This window comes from Rhodococcus sp. KBS0724 (assembly GCF_005938745.2).
GTDB lineage: Bacteria > Actinomycetota > Actinomycetes > Mycobacteriales > Mycobacteriaceae > Rhodococcus_F.
The window spans coordinates 1,385,258-1,403,526 of sequence record NZ_VCBX02000001.1; the positions used below are offsets into that span (position 1 = coordinate 1,385,258).

21 protein-coding genes are annotated in these 18,269 nt (G+C 62.3%); 7 read left to right on the forward strand and 14 right to left on the reverse strand.

Translation table 11 applies throughout. From position 1 onward, the window contains the following. Positions 1 to 29: 29 nt before the first annotated feature. The 4 genes from FFI94_RS06400 to FFI94_RS06415 all read right to left on the reverse strand — a co-directional run bounded on the left by FFI94_RS06400 (position 30) and on the right by FFI94_RS06415 (position 3,050). A complete protein-coding gene (locus tag FFI94_RS06400) occupies positions 30 to 1,223 on the reverse strand; it encodes an ABC transporter permease (protein WP_138872248.1) in 1,194 nt (397 codons plus the stop codon). Beyond that, positions 1,220 to 2,116, reverse strand: coding sequence for an ABC transporter ATP-binding protein (locus FFI94_RS06405; RefSeq protein WP_138872249.1), 897 nt, complete (start codon positions 2,114 to 2,116; stop codon positions 1,220 to 1,222). The genes FFI94_RS06400 and FFI94_RS06405 overlap by 4 nt, the downstream gene beginning before the upstream one ends. Positions 2,117 to 2,179: 63 nt before the next feature. Beyond that, positions 2,180 to 2,761 carry a hypothetical protein gene (locus FFI94_RS06410; RefSeq protein WP_260683889.1) on the reverse strand — a complete coding sequence of 194 codons (582 nt, stop codon included), beginning with the start codon at positions 2,759 to 2,761 and terminating at the stop codon, positions 2,180 to 2,182. Beyond that, positions 2,709 to 3,050, reverse strand: a complete 342-nt coding sequence (locus FFI94_RS06415) for a helix-turn-helix transcriptional regulator (RefSeq protein ID WP_138872250.1) — start codon at positions 3,048 to 3,050, stop codon at positions 2,709 to 2,711. The genes FFI94_RS06410 and FFI94_RS06415 overlap by 53 nt, the downstream gene beginning before the upstream one ends. Positions 3,051 to 3,142: 92 nt before the next feature. On the opposite strand from FFI94_RS06415, the gene FFI94_RS06420 reads away from it, so the two are divergent. The 3 genes from FFI94_RS06420 to FFI94_RS06430 are packed head-to-tail and all read left to right on the forward strand — an operon-like array spanning position 3,143 to position 4,585. Continuing rightward, complete coding sequence (locus tag FFI94_RS06420; RefSeq protein ID WP_138872251.1) at positions 3,143 to 3,562, forward strand: hypothetical protein; 420 nt, start codon at positions 3,143 to 3,145, stop codon at positions 3,560 to 3,562. A 33-nt stretch (positions 3,563 to 3,595) separates the two neighbouring features. Further along, the gene (locus FFI94_RS06425; protein WP_138872252.1) at positions 3,596 to 4,009 is read left to right on the forward strand and encodes a VOC family protein; all 414 of its coding nucleotides are present in this window, start codon (positions 3,596 to 3,598) and stop codon (positions 4,007 to 4,009) included. After that, the gene (locus FFI94_RS06430; RefSeq protein WP_138872253.1) at positions 4,010 to 4,585 is read left to right on the forward strand and encodes a TetR/AcrR family transcriptional regulator; all 576 of its coding nucleotides are present in this window, start codon (positions 4,010 to 4,012) and stop codon (positions 4,583 to 4,585) included. It begins immediately after the preceding gene. A gap of 13 nt (positions 4,586 to 4,598) precedes the next feature. Here the strand turns inward: FFI94_RS06430 and FFI94_RS06435 are convergent, their stop codons facing one another. The 3 genes from FFI94_RS06435 to FFI94_RS06445 form a co-directional block, all read right to left on the reverse strand. Beyond that, positions 4,599 to 5,438 (reverse strand): aldo/keto reductase, encoded by an 840-nt coding sequence (locus FFI94_RS06435; protein ID WP_138872254.1) that lies wholly within the window; start codon positions 5,436 to 5,438, stop codon positions 4,599 to 4,601. 148 nt (positions 5,439 to 5,586) lie between these two features. Further along, the gene (locus FFI94_RS06440) at positions 5,587 to 7,218 is read right to left on the reverse strand and encodes an ABC-F family ATP-binding cassette domain-containing protein (protein WP_138872255.1); all 1,632 of its coding nucleotides are present in this window, start codon (positions 7,216 to 7,218) and stop codon (positions 5,587 to 5,589) included. Positions 7,219 to 7,283: 65 nt separating this feature from the next. Continuing rightward, positions 7,284 to 7,844, reverse strand: coding sequence for a class I SAM-dependent methyltransferase (locus tag FFI94_RS06445; protein ID WP_260683890.1), 561 nt, complete (start codon positions 7,842 to 7,844; stop codon positions 7,284 to 7,286). A 153-nt stretch (positions 7,845 to 7,997) separates the two neighbouring features. Between FFI94_RS06445 and FFI94_RS06450 the strand changes: the two genes are divergently transcribed. Then, positions 7,998 to 8,846, forward strand: coding sequence for an aldo/keto reductase (locus FFI94_RS06450; RefSeq protein WP_138872257.1), 849 nt, complete (start codon positions 7,998 to 8,000; stop codon positions 8,844 to 8,846). Between the two features lie 59 nt (positions 8,847 to 8,905). On the opposite strand, the gene FFI94_RS06455 is transcribed toward FFI94_RS06450, so the two are convergent. After that, positions 8,906 to 10,057 (reverse strand): NADH:flavin oxidoreductase, encoded by a 1,152-nt coding sequence (locus tag FFI94_RS06455; protein WP_138873633.1) that lies wholly within the window; start codon positions 10,055 to 10,057, stop codon positions 8,906 to 8,908. 108 nt (positions 10,058 to 10,165) lie between these two features. Between FFI94_RS06455 and FFI94_RS06460 the strand changes: the two genes are divergently transcribed. Together FFI94_RS06460 and FFI94_RS06465 are read left to right on the forward strand one after the other, a co-directional pair. Continuing rightward, positions 10,166 to 10,630, forward strand: a complete 465-nt coding sequence (locus FFI94_RS06460) for a MarR family winged helix-turn-helix transcriptional regulator (RefSeq protein ID WP_033234140.1) — start codon at positions 10,166 to 10,168, stop codon at positions 10,628 to 10,630. Further along, on the forward strand, positions 10,627 to 11,040 hold the full coding sequence (locus tag FFI94_RS06465; protein WP_138872258.1) for a DUF5313 family protein: 414 nt from the start codon (positions 10,627 to 10,629) through the stop codon (positions 11,038 to 11,040). The genes FFI94_RS06460 and FFI94_RS06465 overlap by 4 nt, the downstream gene beginning before the upstream one ends. 16 nt (positions 11,041 to 11,056) lie before the next feature. On the opposite strand, the gene FFI94_RS06470 is transcribed toward FFI94_RS06465, so the two are convergent. The 6 genes from FFI94_RS06470 to FFI94_RS06495 all read right to left on the reverse strand — a co-directional run bounded on the left by FFI94_RS06470 (position 11,057) and on the right by FFI94_RS06495 (position 17,408). Further along, a complete protein-coding gene (locus tag FFI94_RS06470; RefSeq protein ID WP_138872259.1) occupies positions 11,057 to 11,851 on the reverse strand; it encodes an MHYT domain-containing protein in 795 nt (264 codons plus the stop codon). A gap of 34 nt (positions 11,852 to 11,885) precedes the next feature. Next, positions 11,886 to 12,473, reverse strand: a complete 588-nt coding sequence (locus FFI94_RS06475) for an ATP/GTP-binding protein (protein ID WP_033234142.1) — start codon at positions 12,471 to 12,473, stop codon at positions 11,886 to 11,888. Continuing rightward, the gene (locus tag FFI94_RS06480) at positions 12,454 to 12,825 is read right to left on the reverse strand and encodes a DUF742 domain-containing protein (protein WP_138872260.1); all 372 of its coding nucleotides are present in this window, start codon (positions 12,823 to 12,825) and stop codon (positions 12,454 to 12,456) included. The genes FFI94_RS06475 and FFI94_RS06480 overlap by 20 nt, the downstream gene beginning before the upstream one ends. A gap of 5 nt (positions 12,826 to 12,830) precedes the next feature. Then, positions 12,831 to 13,247 (reverse strand): roadblock/LC7 domain-containing protein, encoded by a 417-nt coding sequence (locus tag FFI94_RS06485; protein WP_138872261.1) that lies wholly within the window; start codon positions 13,245 to 13,247, stop codon positions 12,831 to 12,833. Then, positions 13,244 to 16,081 carry an ATP-binding protein gene (locus FFI94_RS06490; protein ID WP_138872262.1) on the reverse strand — a complete coding sequence of 946 codons (2,838 nt, stop codon included), beginning with the start codon at positions 16,079 to 16,081 and terminating at the stop codon, positions 13,244 to 13,246. Before FFI94_RS06490 ends, FFI94_RS06485 begins: the two co-directional genes overlap by 4 nt. 220 nt (positions 16,082 to 16,301) lie before the next feature. Beyond that, the gene (locus FFI94_RS06495) at positions 16,302 to 17,408 is read right to left on the reverse strand and encodes an NAD(P)-binding domain-containing protein (RefSeq protein WP_138872263.1); all 1,107 of its coding nucleotides are present in this window, start codon (positions 17,406 to 17,408) and stop codon (positions 16,302 to 16,304) included. 127 nt (positions 17,409 to 17,535) lie between these two features. Here FFI94_RS06495 and FFI94_RS06500 point away from each other — a divergent pair, with 127 nt between their 5' ends. Next, positions 17,536 to 18,267 carry an enoyl-CoA hydratase gene (locus FFI94_RS06500; protein WP_138872264.1) on the forward strand — a complete coding sequence of 244 codons (732 nt, stop codon included), beginning with the start codon at positions 17,536 to 17,538 and terminating at the stop codon, positions 18,265 to 18,267. The last annotated feature ends 2 nt before the right edge of the window (positions 18,268 to 18,269 follow it).

Sequence of the window (18,269 nt, forward strand, 5' to 3'; positions counted from 1 at the left end):
GGGGCGAGGTGCGGGAGTGTGAAACCGGATCAGCGGCCGAACGCCTCCTTCCACGAGACGACCTTGCCGATGCGAAGGATGGAGCGCTGGTAGATCTTTGCCGCGATCATCGAGAAGATGACGGTCACCGTCAGCATCAGCACGATGGTGCCCACGATCTGGAACGGCGTTGCCACACCCGCAGCGATGCGCAGCGGCATGAGGATGGCGGAGAACGGCGGAATCCAACTGAGAACGTTGCTCAGCGTTCCGTCCGGGTTTCCGACGGTGGAGAACGCGATACCGAACATTGCGACGATGAGGATCACCAGTGGTGCGGCCGTTGCGTTGACGTCCTCCTGCCGCGACACCATGGAACCCGCGGCGGCATAGAGAACGGCAAAGAATGCGAACCCGAGAATGAACCAGCCGATGGTGCCGATCAGCACACCGATCGCCGTTCCGGTCACAGTCAGCAACCCGGTTGCCAGACCTGTGCCGACTCCGGCTATTGCGTAGGCAGCCAACTGAAGCAGTCCTACCGCGCCGATGCCGAGTACCTTACCCCACAGCAACTGCAACGGCCGGAGCGTCGAAAGTAGCAGTTCGACAACGCGACTCGACTTTTCCTCCACGACGCCCATAGCCACATAGGTGCCGAACAACATGATCTGCATGTACAGCAGAGCCACCGCGGCAACGGACAGCGCGATGCGCTGGCCTTGCTCGGGGTCGGGTGGATCGAGGGTGTCGACGGTGACCGTGGCTGCTGCCGTCGCGCTGGCAAGCTGCCCCGGATCGACTCCCACGCCGGTCAACGCGGCCGACTGTGCTTGCTGGGCAACCGAACTCTCGACAACCACACGGAGATTGGTGTCGATTTCCTTGTTCGTGATGACGGTGACGCTACCGCCGTCGCCCGGTACGACTGCAACGTCGAGGTTTCCGTCCTTCACATCGGCTCGAGCGGTCTGCTCATCGCTGTATTCCGTGATCTCGACCGGAGTTCCGATCGCGTCGCCGGTAGCGACCAGAGTCTGTGAGAGTGACTGATCGCCAACCACACCGATCGTGGACTTGCTGTCATCACCGCCGGAGAACAGCGAAATGCCGATGATGCCACCGACAATCGCGATCAAGATGATGATGTTGCTGATCAGGAAGCTCTTCTTGGCTATCTGCGTGGTGAATTCGCGCCGCGCAACCAAACCGATGGCGCGTGCCCCACTCAACTGCGTACTCACGCTGCAACCACCTCGCGGAACAGATCGGTCAACGACGGTCGTCGACGGGTGAATTCGTGAACCGGACCGGTTTTCAGCGCTGCGTGCAGGATCTGCTGATCGTCAGCGGTGGCGTCTACACTCAGGAGCGTCCGTCCACCGCCGTGGCTGATTGCCGAGACACCGATAAGGTGATCAGCCCAGCCTGCGGGTGCGTCCGGTGCGTGCACTTCGAGTTGGGCATTACCTTTACCGCGCAGCTCGTCCACCGTTCCGATCTCGCGCATGCTTCCCCGGCTGATGATGCCCACACGATCGCACAGGCGCTCCACCAGTTCGAGTTGGTGGCTGGAGAAGATGACGGGCACGCCGGTGCGTGCCTTTTCGACCAGGACTTCGCTCATGACGTCGACAGCCACCGGGTCCAAACCTGAAAAGGGTTCGTCCAGAACCAGTACCGCGGGGTCGTGCACCAGGGCGGCAGCGAGTTGCACGCGTTGCTGATTGCCCAACGACAGTGAGTCGACGGTGTCCTTGACCCGGCCGGCTATGTCCAATCGCTGCGTCCACCGCTCTGTTGCCGCCCGCGCGTCGGCCTTGGACAGGCCGTGTAGTTCTGCGAGGTACGACAATTGGGTGCCCACCTTCATCTTGGGATACAGTCCCCGCTCCTCGGGCATGTACCCGATGGTGCGTCGGACATCGAGGTCGACGGGTTTACCGCCGAGACGTACCTCCCCGGAATCGGCCGCCAGCACTCCGAGCGCGATGCGCATGGTTGTTGTTTTCCCGGCGCCGTTGCTCCCGACAAACCCGAAGATTTCGCCTGGATGTACCTCGAAGCTGAGGTTGTCGAGTGCAACGACGTCGCCGTAGCGTTTAGAGATGCCGTCGATCGTGAGGGTGGCTGGCATGGTTCCTTCCCAGTGGTCGAATGCTCAGGTTCGGTAGTGCGGGGTATTCGGTGTGCGTCCCGTCTAGTCCATGTCGCCGGGTTCCGGATCGGGCTGCGTCCAGGCAAGGATCATCGCCGGTGTACATGCGCCGATCAGCATCGCGGTGATTGCCATCCCACCTCCCGAGTACGCCAGTCTCTCTACATTCCACCCCACTGTCGAGGTGAAAATCAGGAATATCGCGACAATGAAGACCAACGTTTGGGTCACGGTCAGCGCGATGGAGCGGGCACTGTTGCGCTGCTGAATCTCCCATTCGTCGAGTGCGTCACGTGGTGCGTCGCCTTGGCGTCCCGAGACCACTTGCACTGACGTCCACAAGGGCACAAACACGAAGGTGAGCGGTATCCAGAGCAACGGAGCCACTGTGGTGTTGAAAAGAAATGCGACTGCCGAGACAGTCATCGCGGCGAACACGACGCCGAGTGCGATCACGAGCAGACGTCGGCGTCGACGTGTCCGCCACTTGGGCAACCACTGGCGGAAAATCTCCTCACTCGCCAGGAACTGCCGGGTACGGCGCGCCTGGTAGCGGTCGATCAGGTTCGTTTCATTCGGATTCAGTTGATTCAGATTTTGTTGATTCGGATTTTGTGGGGACACTGTTCTTTTCGCTCCCTTCGGTGAGTCGGCCCGATCGGTAGACCTCGGTGGACAGGGGGCTGAACTCCGTGCGGGAGAACACCGCTTCCACCGGGAGATCGAACACGTCGCAGATGCGGAACGCGAGATCCAGGCTGGGGTAGTGGTCGCCGCGCTCGAGTGCGCCGACGGTCTGGGGATTGACATCGACAAGGTGCGCCAGCTGCGCCCGACTCATCTTCCGCTCGGCACGAAGTACGCCGATGCGATTGAAGATGGGGAGCGCATCTCCCCGCCGGACTGGGCTCATGCATCAAAGTGTTGTAAAAACCCAACGAATTGTCAAGAATTGCAATTTCAGAAGTCCTGCCGGTGTGGGCTGACCGGATTAGGGTGTGCGACATGGTTGTCGATCAGTTGGTACTCGAAAAGTCCGGCGTTGTGGTTCGCGTGCGCGAGGACGGTAGTTACAGCGTGGGGCAACACGGGCGTGACGAGGTCTGGCATGCGCCCATGGAAAAAGGGGCCGTTATCGGCATCGGGCAGCACACTCCCGGCGACGTCGAGGGCGAATCCTGGTGGGTCGTCTACGGGCAGTCCGACGCGCAGGCCGACGTGACGGTTCGTCTCGAGGACGGTTCGCACGTTCCGGTGCTGCGTATCGGCGACATCTTCGTGTGTGAATGGGTGAGCACGCCGCAGCAGGCTTTGCTGTATCGGTCGGATCGTCCGGTGGAGTCTCAACCGACCAATCTTTCGGTGCTCTTCGCTCGTCCGCGGTTCATGCCCACGGCGCCGTTTCCGGAGAATGATCGCCTCTAGAGGTTGTTACGGTACGTACTGTACCGTTTAGATATGACGACCTGGCCTACAGAACTTTCCGTTGTCCAAGTGCGCATCGCGCGCCCCACCGACCGGCTTGCCGAGGTGACTGCGTTTTATCGCGATTGTGTGGGCTTTGCCGAGTTGTATCGATTTTCCGGGCATGCGGGATATGACGGCATCATGCTGGGACTGCCGGATGCGAGTTATCACCTCGAATTCACAACCCATGAAGATGGCAGTCCCTGTCCGGCGCCCACCCGCGACAATCTGCTGGTTCTGTACTTCGCCGGAGAGTCCGCGATGTACGAGGTGGTCCAACGGTTGGGTGAGGCCGGGCATGAACCGGTCGAGTCCGAGAATCCGTACTGGATCGAGAACGGCGGAATGACCTTCGAGGATCCCGACGGATGGCGCCTGGTCCTGATGCCACGGCCGGTACTGTAGATGGTGCGCACCCGAGACGACCGAATCGACGACGCCGTCATTGCGGCGACCTTGGAGTTGTTGGCGGAGAAGGGTTATGCCGAGCTGTCGATCGGATCCGTCGCATCGAGAGCCGGTATTCACCGGCCCGCGATTTACCGGCGGTGGCCGTCCAAGCGGCATCTGGTTGTCGATGTGGTGGCCGGGCAGATCGGTATTCATCCGACGCCGGACACCGGCGATCTTCGCGCTGATCTGATCGCCGGCATCACGACTGTGGTTGTGGGACTGCGGGACACCGTTGTCGGCTCCGTGCTCCCGGCTCTGGTTGCGGATCTGGCGGCAGATCAGGAACTGGCCGGCGCTTTCCGGGAGTCTTTCTTCGAGCCGCGACGCAATTCCACTGCGGCAGTGCTGGAATCGGCGCGCGCCCGCGGGGAGATTCTTGCGGACTTCGATCTGGATTTTGTGCTCGATGCACTGGCGGCGCCAGTCTATTACCGGGCGCTGTTCCGGCATCTGCCCCTGGATGTGCACCTGGCGGAACAGGCCGTCGATGCGGTCCTGCTCGCATTGACGCCGCGCAAAGAATCGTGAATTATATTTCGGCTCAGTTCAATTCGAGCGGATCGGGACCGACGCGGCTATCCGTGTTCAGTGCGGCGATGGCGGCCGACTGATCGGCGCCCAAAGCGAAGTCGAAGATGTCGGCGTTGTCGCGCATGCGCTGCGGTGTCACCGTCTTGGACAGTACGGTATGGCCCTTCTCGATGTGCCAGCGCAAGATCACCTGTGCCGGGGATTTTCCCAGCGCGCCGGCGATGTCGACGATAGTCGGATCGTCGAGGATTGTGCCCTGGCCGAGTGGGCTCCACGCCTCGATCGCGATGCCGCGGTCCTGCGCGTACTTCCGCGACGCGTGCTGCGCCAGCCTGGGGTGCAGCTCGATCTGGTTGACGGCTGGTGTAACCGAACTGCGCTCTGCCAGTAGATCGAGGTGCTCGGGGAGGAAGTTGGAGACGCCAATTGCCCGGGTCCGTCCGGACGCGAGAATCTCCTCGAACGCCGCCCAAGTCTGCGCGATCAGGCCCTTGCTCGGTGCCGGCCAGTGGATCAGGTACAGGTCGACGTAGTCCAGGCCCAGCTTGTTCAAACTGGTGTCGAACGCTGCCAGTGTGCGGTCGTGGCCCTGATCGTCGTTCCACAATTTGGTGGTGACAAACAGTTCTTGCCTGGGAATGCCTGCAGCTGCGATTGCGCGGCCGACGCCGGCTTCGTTTCCGTAGATCGACGCGGTGTCGATGTGGCGATATCCCAGGTCGAGGGCGGTGGCGGTGACATCCTCGGTCTGCTCGTCCGGAACTTGGAACACGCCGTAACCGAGTTGCGGAATGGTGATCGGTTCGCCGGTGGTTCCGTGGGTCAGTGTGCGGTCGGGTATCGACAACATCGTGGGTCCTTTCGAGGCTCGCGGTGCGGCGACGGCCTTATGGGCCGCGGGCACCTATCACGCGCATGCAACTATTGTGTGCGCCAGGTAAATAGTTGCACACGCGTGATGTCTGCGCAAGCGCGCGACTTCTACCCCTCGAAAATTGCTACTCCTCGAAAAGTTGCCCGTCGTCCATCCGCCACTTGCGGGTGCTGCGAGTGGAGCTGAGCATCCGGCGATCGTGAGTGACCAGAAGCAACGTGCCCTCGAAAGATTCCATCGCCTGCTCGAGTTGCTCGATTGCCGGCAGGTCGAGGTGGTTGGTGGGCTCGTCGAGCACGAGGAGATTGACCCCGCGGGCTTGGAGCAAAGCCAGTGCAGCCCTGGTCCTTTCACCGGGGGAGAGAGACGCCGCCGACCGCAGTACGTGATGCCCACGTAGGCCGAACTTGGCGAGGAGGGTACGGACATCGGCGTCGGGCCACTCCGGGACCTGTGCGCCGAAAGCCTCGACCACCGGCTGATCGCCCTCGAAGAGCCCTCTGGCCTGATCGATCTCGCCGATCGCGACACCGGATCCGAGGGAAGCGATTCCCTCGTCCGGAGCGAGTTTGCCGAGTAGGACGTTCAACAGGGTGGTCTTGCCCGCGCCGTTAGCGCCGGTGATGAGAATGCGGTCACCCCAATCGATTTGCGTCGTGACGGGGCCGAAGGTGAACTGGCCGCGAGTGACCTTGGCGCCGTTGGTGGTTGCGACCACGGACCCGGATCGCGGAGCGGCCGCGATCTCCATGCGCAACTCCCATTCCTTGCGAGGCTCTTCCACCACGTCGAGACGCTCGATGCGGCGTTGAGTCTGACGGGCTTTTGCCGCTTGCTTTTCCGTCGACTCGGTACGCAATCCGCGGCCGATCTTGTCGTTGTCCTTGGCCTTACGGCGCGCGTTGCGGACGCCGTGTTCCATCCAGTTGCGCTGCATCTGGGCGCGATCTTCGAGTTCGGATCTGGTGCCCGCATATTCTTCGAACGCCTCGCGCGCGTGCTGACGGGCAATCTCACGCTCGGCGAGATATGACTCGTAGCCACCGTCGTAGACGGCGATATTCTGTTGTGCCAGATCGAGTTCCACGATTCCGGTGACGGTGCGTGAAAGGAACTCGCGATCGTGACTCACCACAACCAGCGCCGCCCGCGTTTCGGCGACAAAACGTTCGAGTTGCTCGAGTCCGCGCAGATCGAGATCGTTGGTGGGCTCGTCGAGCAGCAGGATGTCGTAGCGCGAGAGCAACAGCGACGCGAGGCCGGCCCGAGCCGCCTGACCGCCGGACAGCGCCGTCATGTGCGCGTCGAGGGGAACACCCAGGCCCAGTTCGTCGACAACTTTTTCGGCGCGCTCCACCAGATCCGCGCCGCCGAGTGTGAGCCACCGCTCGAGTGCCGGGGAGTACAGATCCACTTCGGAATCCGCGAGGGTTTCCGCCGCCGCGTTCATGACGTCCTCGGCCTGAGTGACACCGGTGCGTCGGCCCAGGAATTCGAGCACGGTCTCGCCGACGATGCGGTCTGGTTCCTGCGCCAGGTAGCCGACAGCGGCGTCTGGCGGGCTGAGGGTGATCGACCCTTCCACATCAGCGGTCCCGGTTCCCGCCAGTGCGGTCAGGAGTGTCGACTTGCCCGCGCCGTTGGCGCCGACAAGTCCGATGACGTCGCCGGGAGCGACGGTGAGATCGAGATCGGAGAACAGGGTGCGTTCTCCCCGGGAAGCTGAGAGTCCGCTGATGCGCAGTGTTGCAGTCACACGTGAAGTATCCCCTGTGCTGTGCGCCTTTATTAACCGTGGGCGGTTAATAAAGGCGCACAGCGTTAGCGCCGCACCAGGTGGTACCAGCACGGATGGGCCGCACGGGCAGGCAACGGCGCATCGGACATATCGGCCGGATCACTCGACACCATGGTCCAACCGTCGAAGGCTCGGGCCACGTCTGCCTTCGACACGCCATGCGGTATCGGCCACCGATGACCGCGACTGAAGGCAAACATGATCAACGACGCGCCCGGTGCCGTGATGGCGTTGACGGACTCCGCATAGTGACGGCGCTCCTGATCGTCCAGTCCGTGGAAGCAACCGATGTCCAGGACGAGCATGTGACCTGGGTCCACGGCGATGTGCAGATCGGTTGCGTCCTCGTGCAGGAATCGAACGGTCGAGTGGGCGTCGCGGGCCCGGATCCGGGCTTTGTCCAGGGCTTCCTGCTCGATGTCGACGCCGGTGACCTGCCAGCCACGCTTTGCCATGTCGATGGAGTGCTTGCCGGTCCCGCAGCCGATGTCGAGGGCGCGCCCATGGTCGGGGAGGGGAATCGAGTCGAGTAGTGCGGACAGTTGGGTATCAAAACCTCGCCGGGTGTGCTCCCACGGAGTCACTCCTACTTTGTAGGCGAGATGATAGGGAGGACGCATCGCAGTCCCTTTTTCTCGAGGAGATTTCAAGGCACGCACTCCAAGGTAGACGGGCTTTTGGAGCAGAACAAGGGGGTTGCGCGGGAACACTGCGCCGCGGTGCCGCGTTGCGTAGGTATGACCGAACCACAAGATACGACCACTGTTCCGAGCATTGTGCTGGCCGACGGCAAGGCCATTCCAGCTTTGGGATTCGGTGTTTTCCAAGTACCGGACAACGAAACCCGTGACGCCGTATCAACCGCTTTGCAGGCTGGTTATCGAAGTATCGACACCGCCAAGATCTACGGCAACGAAGCAGGCGTCGGACAGGCGATTGCCGAGTCCGGCATCAACCGCGAAGACCTCTACATCACCACCAAGCTGTGGAACGACGATCAGGGATACGAGTCGACGCTGGCTGCGTTCGACGCAAGCCTGGAACGCCTCGGCCTCGAGTACCTCGACCTCTACCTGATCCACTGGCCGGTGCCGTCGAAGGACCTCTACGTCGATACGTTCAAGGCATTTCAGAAGCTCAAGGCCGACGGCCGGGTGCGGTCGATCGGTGTTTCGAACTTCACCGTCGACAACCTCGAACGGGTGATCGGGGAAACGGGTGAGGTGCCAGTTCTCAACCAGATCGAGCTTCACCCCAAGTTCAACCAGTCCGAGCTTCGCGCCTTCCACACCGGCAAGGGGATTGCCACGGAGGCGTGGAGTCCGCTCGGCCAGGGCACGCTACTCACGGATCCCGTCATCACGGCAATCGCCGACGCCCACGGCGTCACGGCAGCTCAGGTGGTCATTCGGTGGCATCTGCAGATCGGCAACGTCGTGATTCCCAAGTCGGTGACGCCTGAGCGCATCAAGGCGAACTTCGACGTCTTCGGATTTGCATTGACGCCGGACGAGATCAATGCCATTGGAGCGCTTGATGATCCGTCCGGTCGGATCGGTCCGGATCCGGCGGTGTTCGGGAGCTAGAACAACACGACAAACGGCACTCCCACAGATCGAGCGGGAGTGCCGTTTGCCGTATCGGGTCAGTTCAGATGGGTGCGGTGCTCTGCGGTGAAAGCGATGTGTTCGTCGGTGCGTCCGGTGCGGAGTTTTTCCACCCATTCGGGGTCGGCGAGCAGTGCGCGTCCAATGGCAACCATGTCGAATTCGCCGTCGTCGTACTGAGCTTCGAGACGCTCCAGTCCGGTGACAGCGGATGCGGCATCAGCGGTGAAGGCCGTGGTGAATACGGAATCGAGCCCGATCGATCCCACTGTGATGGTGGGCAGGCCGGTCAACTTCTTCGTCCAGCCTGCGAGTCCGAGTTTGCCGTCATCGCCGTCGATTTCGGCGAACGCCGGCTCCCAGTGCCGCCTCGTAGACGGATGCAGCACATCAACCCCGGCGTCGACCAGAGGAGTGAGGATGCGCCCCAGTTCCGCCGGATTCTGGGCGATCCGAGCGTCGTACTGGCCCGACTTCCACTGCGAGAATCGGTAGACGATTGCAAACTCGTTTCCGACGGCCTCGCGTATGGCAGCGACAACCTCAGCGGGGAAGCGGGTTCGAGCTTCGAGCGATCCACCGTACGTATCGGTGCGGACATTGGTTCCAGCCCACAGGAATTCGTCGAGCAGGTAACCGTGCGCGCCGTGTAGTTCCAAGCCGTCGAATCCAGTGCTCTGCGCATTGAGGGCGGCGTCGACCCAGGCCTGCTTCAGCGTTTCGAGATCCGACGAGGTGAATTCTCGTCCCAAGCGAGTGCCGTCCAGTGCGAGCCCGGAAGGACTGACGGTCTCCACGTCGGGATTGAGGCGAGAGTTCTCGCCGCGCTCGACACCCAGATGCCACAGCTGCGGAATGATGGATCCGCCCTCGGCATGGACGGCGTCGACAACCGAGCGCCAGCCGTCCAGGCTCGAGTCGCCGTAGATACGCGGTACTCGGGTATGCGGGCCGGCGGCGGGGTCAGGGATGTACGTGCCTTCGGTGATGATCAGACCGACGCCTCCCGCTGCGCGACGACGGTAGTACTCGGCGACGTCGGCGCCGGGAATTCCGTCGGGGGAGAAGGCGCGGGTCATCGGGGCCATGGCAAAGCGGTTACGCAACGAGAGTGATTTGACCTCGAAGGGCTGGAAGAGGCCGCGCAACGCGGAGGCCTCGGGTGCGTTCGAAGTGGGGGAAAGAGTCACGCGTTGGTTCAACATGACCGGATCCGGGTCTATTCCTGACTGTGGTTGCCCAAGATTTAGTTAGTGCAGTATTAGTTATCGCACGAACTAATCTGTTACGGTGTACTCATGACCACGCAGGAGTCGCTCACCGATCCACTGGCGCTCGATCGCCAGGTGTGTTTTGCGCTCGCCGTTGCAAACCGGGCAGTGCTGTCCGTATACCGTCCATTGCTAGAGCCCATGGGTCTCACGCATCCTCAGTACCTTGTGATGCTGGCGCTGTGGGGCAAGGCTCCGATGGCGGTCAAGGAAATCGGGCAAGCGCTACAGCTCGATTCGCCTACTCTGTCACCACTCCTCAAACGCCTCGAGGCATCCGGGCTGATCACGCGAACGCGAAGCCGGGCTGACGAGCGTCAACTCGATGTCGATCTCACCGAGGCTGGTGCAGCCTTGCGGAGCGAGGCGGAGAAGATTCCGCCGGCAGTGGTGGAGAAGCTTGGCGTGGGACTGGCTGAACTCGAAGAACTTCACACAGTGTTGACGCGGGTCAATGAAGCCGCGTTGCGCGCTGGAGCATTGGACCAATGAAAGGCAAGGATATGTCTGCCGCGCCCGCAGGGAAACAACATGCGTCACCGAACCCTCTTCAGTGGCTGGGTTATTCGTTCGGTCGTAAGTTGCCGGATTCCATGCAGGAATGGGTTCGCAACGATCTGATCGGCGATTGGGCCGTGCCCCGGCACCTCGTCCGCAGCATGGTGCCGTTCCTGCCGGTCTTTGCGGTCTTCATGCTCTTCCCAGGGCCATGGGCGCTGAGGGCTTCCATGGTGCTTCTCGGTGTATTGCTGGCGCTGTTCTATTCCGTTTCCTACATGGCGCAGAACAGGTCTCGTCGACTCGAACGTCACGGACTGCCCGCAGATCTGGAGAATCCGAAGAAGGTCACTCGCCACGACGCCGAGAAAGCCGCATACGACAAGCTGTACGGCCACGGTTAGTCGCGGCCGTACAACGTCAGTTCCGAGTTGCAAACTCGCGTGCTTCGAAAGCCAGATCGTCTGCAGCGGAATCCATGCGGGCGATCTCGCGATCAGGAACTGTCAGGACGGCGACGATCGGCACTGCCATCGCCAGAAGCCCGATGACGAAGACTGGGAAGAGGAACGCGAACACCTCGAGCCCGACGGGTGCGGGAGCGGACGTGTCGTGGACAACCTCCACCGCGGCCATCCCGGTGTAGTGCATGCCGACCACGGCGACACCCATGATCACTCCGGCGATCAATCGCATGACGGTGGATTCCATCACCATCGTGAACCACAACGCGGCGGTACCGGCAACAACGGCAATCACAAGCGAGAGTGCGACGAAGTACATGTTGTAGTTGATCTCGCCTTGAAATCGTAAGGCCCGCATACCCGTGTAGTGCATGACGTTGACCGCGATGCCGACGAGGAAGCCGGCGGCCAGGAGCCTCGACCAGCGGAATTCGGTGCCGACGATCAACAAACCGACAAATACTGCGGTTACGGACATAAGCGCCGAAATGATCGTCCAGGTCAGGCTGTAGCGAATGGGACTGCCGGGCACGGCAAACCCGAGCATTGCGATGAAGTGCATCAACCAGATACCGACACCACCGATGGACAGTGCACCCATGAACAACCAGCGCAGGCGCGCCCCAGGGTGCGTGGCCGCGGCGCCGTGCCGGGTACACGCCAATCCGATGACCGATCCCGAGACTGCAACGGCGAACGCCAGTCCGAGCAGCCAGATTCCCATCGAGAAATGGTGCATTTCATCCGACATGCGGAGTTCCTTAGGGTCGTTGTTGTCCGAGGTGTTAGTAAAGTGCTGCGGCCGCAATACGTTCGAGCGCGTACTCGGTGATCGTGATCAAAGCCTGCTTCGCGGATTCCCGGTTACGCGCGTCGATTTCGATCATCGGTACGCGGTTGGGAAGCGCGAGAGCCTGCCGAAGGTCACTCGCGGCGTGTATGGGGGCTCCGTCAAAACGGTTGACTGCCACGATGAACGGCAAACCGCGCGCTTCGAAGAAGTCGACAGCGGCAAAGCTGTCTTCGAGGCGGCGTGTGTCGACAAGGATGACAGCGCCGATGGCACCGGTGATGAGGTCGTCCCACATGAACCAGAACCGTCGTTGACCAGGTGTGCCGAAGAGATACAGGACCAAGTCGTCGGCCAGCGTGATGCGGCCGAAATCCATTGCGACTGTTGTGGTGTCCTTGTTCGGCGTCGCGCCGAGGTGGTCGATACCGTCACTGGCGTCGGTCACCAATGCTTCGGTGCGCAGCGGGACGATTTCGGAGACCGTCCCGACAAGGGTGGTCTTTCCGACACCGAAGCCGCCGGCGATCACGATTTTCGTCGAGGTGACGCGAGACGATGCGTCAGAGTGCCCGAAGTCCACTGAGGGTCCTTTCGATCAATTCGCGGCGCTCGACCGCAGTCGCATCGCTTCGCAGAGTGGCTTGTACTTCCAATGCCCCGGCGACGATCAGATCCGCCACCAGGACCCGGGCCACCCCGATCGGAACACCAAGGTGTGCACCGATTTCCGCGATGGAGATCCGCTGCTCACAGAGGGAGACTATCGAGGCGCGAATGTCTTCAGGCGCAAGGTGCCCGGCGACGGCGTCCTCCATGGTCGCGACAATCGCTTCGATGGGGAGGTCGATGGACGGCTGTGTCCGGCCTTCGGTGAGCGCGTATGGACGAACCAGACTCGGTTCGGGGTCAACGCGTTCGGGGTGGTTGGACATGAGTATCAGGAATCCCGACCCGAACGAGCAGCAATGTCCATCGTGGGTCCGACTCGGTCGACCAGAGTGGCCATTTCGTACCCGATCTGACCGATGTCACATCCCGCGACGGCCAGCGCGGCCAGATAGGCGCCGCTGCCGACACCCATCAGCAGCAGGTAGCCGTTCTCCATCTCGACCACCGATTGCAGGACGGCTCCGCCGTCGAACAACCGTGACGCACCGGCGGAGAGGCTGGCGAGTCCCGAAGTCACAGCGGCCAATTGGTCAGCTCGATCGAGCGGAAGATGGGTGCTCGCAGCACTCAACAGCCCGTCGGCCGAGACGATGATCGCGTGGCTCACGCCTGGCACGTCGCGGGCGAAACCCGAAACCAGCCAGTCGAGTGAGCGAGGAGTCTCTTGGGCTCCGACTGAATTCACTGTTCTCCTTCATCGTTGCGCACATTCGCACCACTTGGCGTGGTCGACCCGACGGTATTCTCAGTGCTACGACGCCGGCCGCGACTGACGCCGGACTGGTAGTCGCTCCACCCGCGTCTGACGTTCTCCGGATCCGTGCTCTGGCGGTGAGTGCCCGAGCGCACTGGGGCGTTGGTGCCGCCGACAGTACCGGGAACCAGCCTCGCACCACGATCACGGATGGGTAGACCGGAGTCCGCAATTCTGGTGACGGGCAACTCGAACGACGCCCGGGCCGCAAGCCACCCCTGGTCGGCTTCTGTTGTCCAGACGACTTCTCCTGTGGCAGAAGTTGTCCCCGCTGTCGGGTCGACCAGCCACTCGGACACCATGCGAGCGTAAATCGGTGATGCGGCCGGGGCAGCGGCGACGGGCTGATCGGAAAATTCCGTGGTGCGTGTGCCACTACGTGGTGGGAAACCGTCGCGCGCACGGGAGGAGAAGAACGCCGCGGTGTTGGTCGGTGTGGGGGAGCTGAGTCGATGCCGCGGTGCCGGTTCGGCGCTTGGCTCCGGTGAAACAGTTTCTGTCGGAGCGACAAATCGCTCGGCAGGTGATGCACTCGGTTCGGGCGTCGGCGCTGCTGCGACGGGATCTCCGATTCCGGGTGCCCCACTGGCACCCGGTGTGCGACGTGGCAACCCGATCGATTCGACGGATGTGGGGGCGCCGAGTTGCGAGGTAACGGAGGTGGGGGCGCCGTCGACGGGAGTGGGCAGGACCGCTCTGACGGTGTTACCCGGTTGACGCTGAGGAAGTCCCGCAGCGGACATGGTGGGTGCTTGCGCGCCCATCGAATATGCCTCGGCGACTGTGGGTTCGGGAGCGCGGACGGGTGGAGGCGATACCGGAGGCACCTGGACGGGAGCGGCATTCCTGGCCAGAGCACCCAGGTGGGCCGGGCTCGGATGCGGTGCAGTCGCCGTGTCGGACGGATGCGCTTCGAGTAGAGCCGCGGGCAGAAGAATCGAGGCGGTGATGCCGGCGCGGTCTGGTGCGTTGCCGGTGGGACGCAGCCGAACAGAAATGTTGTGTCGCAGGCTGATCCGGCTGATGACGAACAGTCCCATGTGCCGGGCGGTGTCCGGGGTCATCTCGCCGCCCGAAGCCAGGCGACCATTGGCGTCGACAAGATCTGCGGTGGACATTCCGAGCCCCAGATCGGCAACTTCCACAAGCATGGAGCTGTCGTTGGTGCGAGCCGCGTTGATGGTCACGGTCGACTCCGGCGGTGAGTATCGCAGCGCGTTGTCGAGGAGTTCGGCGACAATGTGCACGACGTCTGCGCTGGCTTGTCCGCTGATGACGGCGGACGGCATCTGGCCGAGTCCGACGCGAAGGTAATCCTCGACACCGGAGACGGAGGCGCGGAGAGCGTCGGCAAGCTGGATCGGCGCAGTGCGGCCGCGTCGACTTTCGGTGCCGGACAAGATGAGTAGGTTCTCGCCGTTGCGCCGCATTCGGGCCGCGATGTGGTCGAGGCGGAAGAGATTTTCGAGACGCTTCGGGTCGTCTTCGTCCTGCTCGAGTTGCTCGATCAGGCCGAGTTGCTGTTCGACGAGGGACTTGTTGCGACGCGACAGTGTTTCGAACATGTCGTTGACCTGGCGTCGCAGGGTTGCCTGCTCGCCTGCCAGGCTGATGGCCTGCCCGTGCATGTCGTCAACCGCGCGGGCGAGTTGTCCGATTTCCTCGTGAGTGTGGACCGGTACACGCGGGATTTCGAGGTCGCTGATCTTTTCGCCGGAGCGGATTCGTTCGATGGCCTCGGGCAGTCCGCGTCGTGATGCCTGCAGTGCCGCGAATCGCAGGCGCCGGATGGGATCGACCAACGAGCGACTGATGATCAACGCGATCACGAGTGCGGCGAGGACGGCGCCGAGAACCAGGGCAGTGTCGCGCAGAGCTGCGGTTCGGGCAGTGTTGGATTCGGCGGTCACGCTGGCACCGAACTGTTCGACGGCTGCGTCGGTGACATCGTCGTACTGGTCGCTGCTGGTTTGCAGTCCGATGTCGATCTGGCTGCTGAGCGGGGACGACGACGAGGTCGCGCCGATTTCGGCGATGCGGCTCTGCGCGGATGTACGAAGCGCGCTGATGGCCACCGTGGTCGGTGAGCTGTCGGATTCGTCTGGTGGGAGCACCTTGTCGAGTGCTGCGAGTTCGATGCCGGCGGTGGTGGCAAGCGCGGTGCGCGTTTGTTGGTCGAGGCGGCCGGAGCCGAACAGAACGCGCTGATCGGACAATGCCCGACGGGCTTCCCACAGGGACGAGAACTCGCCGCCGCGCTGACGCAGAATGGGGCGCTGGGATGTATTGATCACGTCGGTGAATGCGCTCGAGATGTTGGTGGACACTTCATTGACGAGTGTGACGAGACGGGCGGGTGCAACGGCGCCGGCAGCGACTTCGTCGACGATGGATGTGCTGTCCTCCAGCGCTTGGGTGACTTTGTCGTTGAGAACGTCGTCGGCCTGGAACGAGCGACCGGCGGTGACAAGTTCCTGCATCGAATCATTCACTGCCGTTGTGGCAGTTGTTGTTTCAGTGCCGGCTGAGGACGCGACCGCGAGGTCGTACAGAGCTTCCTCCAAGTGGAGTGCCGCGGGCACTGCGAGCACTCGTTCGGATGAGGAACTGAGCCTAGAGGCCTCGGCCAGTTCGGCCTGGATCCGGAAGGCGCCGAGTACGACGGCGATGAGCATCGGAACGGCAAGGACCGCGACGACCTTCCAACCGAGGCGCCATTCGCCGATCGACCACCAGGAGGTTGCTGTGTGTGCATCGTGTTTCATGCGGACCGCTTCCCCTTCATAATTGCCCCTCGCCCAGTCCCCCTGATGGGTCACTGCGCGCACTCCTCCGAGCGCGCGCAGTCGAAGAAAGGTTAGCTGAACGGTAACAGACTCATCCGTGACAGGCTAGGCGTATGCCGGATTCCGGACCTTGGGCTGAAAATGTCCTGCTGAACAGGTTATGGACGAATCGGGCAAACGTAGCTAAATGGAAGCTGGGTCAGCGAAGTTCGAGAAAGGACGTCAACTCAGCTGCGGCTGCCTGGCCGGCGCGGTTCGCGCCGATTGTCGACGAGGAGGGTCCGTAGCCCACCAGATGCACACGCGGATCGGACGCAACCTGGGTGGCGAGGCGACCCTCCATCTCGATTCCGCCGCCGGTACCACGCAGACGAAGAGGCGCGAGATGGTCGAGCGAACTTCGAAACCCGGTGCACCACAAAATGACATCGGCATCCACGGTGCTGCCGTCAGCCCATCGCACCCCGTGCGGGAGGATTTCCGAGAACATCGGTCGTCGCGTCATCACGCCGCGTTCCCGGGCCGCGCGAATGGCAGGAGTCACCGGCAACCCCGTGACCGACACAACCGATCCCGGCGGCAAACCGCGTCGTACCCGATCCTCGACCATTGCGACGGCATCCCGACCGATCTCCGGCGAAAACGGTTCGTCGCGGAATTCCGGTTCGCGGCGCGTCACCCACGTGGTGGTCGTGACCTGTGAAATCTCGTCGAGCAATTGCACAGCGGAGATGCCGCCACCGACAACAACAACATGTTTGCCCTCGAACTCGTGGGCCGAGTAGTAGTCCTTGGTGTGTAACTGACGCCCACGGAACAGTGCGGCGCCGCGGTAGTAAGGAATGAACGGGCGCTCCCACGTTCCGGTCGCATTGATCAGCCCGCGTGCCGCGTACACGCCGTGGTCGGTCTCGATCCGGAGACGTTCCTGCCGTGGGCACACCACTCGCGTATGGACGGGTCGGTGGACGGGCAGCTCGAATTGCTTCTCGTACAACTCGAAGTAATGGGGGACCGCAACCGACGCCGGTACCAGCTCGGCATCGGTCCCTGTCGTTTCCGCGAACGACATCCCCGGGAGGTCGTGAACTCCGTTGACAGTGCTCAAGGTCAGGCTCGGCCACCGGAACTGCCACGCGCCGCCAGGGCCGGCTGCGTGATCGAGCACGACAAATCCCGATTCCGGCGCAACGGAGAACTTGCGGAGGTAGTACGCCGCGGACAATCCGGCCTGGCCGGCGCCGATCACCACGATGTCGACATCAACGCTCTCGCTGCGTCCCTCGTCACTATCGTTCGTACTCATCGGTAATCTAACCTCCTGATGCGCAGAACTCTGCGGTGAGAGAACTACGTGGTCGGCAAACTGCATTCGGGTCAACCCTCGCGTCAACCCTTGCGCACGAGCCTTCCAGAAAAGAAAGTGAGCGGACATGATCGGGACTTCCCGTGACGGCAATGTCGTGACCATTGAATTGCAGCGTCACGAGCGTCGCAACGCGCTCAGCGCGGAACTCTGCATCGCAATCAAGGACGCAGTGAATGCCGCCGTCGCAGATCGCGCTCATGTCATCGTGATCACCGGCCAGGGGTCCGCGTTCTGCGCCGGTGCCGACCTGTCCGGCGACGTGTACATGGAAGGCTTCACCGACCGACTCTTCGAGATGCTCCGTTCGATCGATACGGCACCGATCCCGGTGATCGCAGCGGTCAACGGCCCGGCCATCGGCGCAGGCACGCAGTTGGCCATAGCCTCCGACCTGCGCGTTGTTGCCCCGGCCGCACGGTTCGGCATTCCGGCGGCGACGCTCGGTGTGTCCGTCGACAAATGGACGATGCGACGGTTGGCATCACTCGTCGGCGGTGGCCCGGCTCGCACCATTCTCCTCGGCATCGAACAGATCGGCGCCGAAGAAGCATTCAACCGCGGACTTGCCAACAAGATCGGCACCCTCGACGACGCCCAGGAATGGGCACATCGCATCGCCAACCTCGCACCACTGTCCTTGCGTCATATGAAGATGGTCCTCAACGACGACGGAACGATGGAAGAGCAGTCGCCCGAGCAACTCGACGCACTACACGCCGCGTGGCTCAGTGACGACGTGCAGGAAGCCCGCGCCGCCCGCATCGAAAATCGCCCACCGGTCTTTAAAGGCAGATAGTC

Excerpts from the sequence above, each read along its gene's own strand:
- FFI94_RS06415 (WP_138872250.1), bottom strand. The coding sequence starts at position 3,050 with ATGAGCCCAGTCCGGCGGGGAGATGCGCTCCCCATCTTCAATCGCATC.
- FFI94_RS06420 (WP_138872251.1), top strand. The coding sequence starts at position 3,143 with ATGGTTGTCGATCAGTTGGTACTCGAAAAGTCCGGCGTTGTGGTTCGC.
- FFI94_RS06480 (WP_138872260.1), bottom strand. The coding sequence starts at position 12,825 with ATGTCCAACCACCCCGAACGCGTTGACCCCGAACCGAGTCTGGTTCGT.
- FFI94_RS06405 (WP_138872249.1), bottom strand. The coding sequence starts at position 2,116 with ATGCCAGCCACCCTCACGATCGACGGCATCTCTAAACGCTACGGCGAC.
- FFI94_RS06450 (WP_138872257.1), top strand. The coding sequence starts at position 7,998 with ATGACCGAACCACAAGATACGACCACTGTTCCGAGCATTGTGCTGGCC.
- FFI94_RS06465 (WP_138872258.1), top strand. The coding sequence starts at position 10,627 with ATGAAAGGCAAGGATATGTCTGCCGCGCCCGCAGGGAAACAACATGCG.
- FFI94_RS06460 (WP_033234140.1), top strand. The coding sequence starts at position 10,166 with ATGACCACGCAGGAGTCGCTCACCGATCCACTGGCGCTCGATCGCCAG.
- FFI94_RS06490 (WP_138872262.1), bottom strand. The coding sequence starts at position 16,081 with ATGAAACACGATGCACACACAGCAACCTCCTGGTGGTCGATCGGCGAA.
- FFI94_RS06435 (WP_138872254.1), bottom strand. The coding sequence starts at position 5,438 with ATGTTGTCGATACCCGACCGCACACTGACCCACGGAACCACCGGCGAA.
- FFI94_RS06500 (WP_138872264.1), top strand. The coding sequence starts at position 17,536 with ATGATCGGGACTTCCCGTGACGGCAATGTCGTGACCATTGAATTGCAG.
- FFI94_RS06470 (WP_138872259.1), bottom strand. The coding sequence starts at position 11,851 with ATGTCGGATGAAATGCACCATTTCTCGATGGGAATCTGGCTGCTCGGA.
- FFI94_RS06495 (WP_138872263.1), bottom strand. The coding sequence starts at position 17,408 with ATGAGTACGAACGATAGTGACGAGGGACGCAGCGAGAGCGTTGATGTC.
- FFI94_RS06430 (WP_138872253.1), top strand. The coding sequence starts at position 4,010 with ATGGTGCGCACCCGAGACGACCGAATCGACGACGCCGTCATTGCGGCG.
- FFI94_RS06425 (WP_138872252.1), top strand. The coding sequence starts at position 3,596 with ATGACGACCTGGCCTACAGAACTTTCCGTTGTCCAAGTGCGCATCGCG.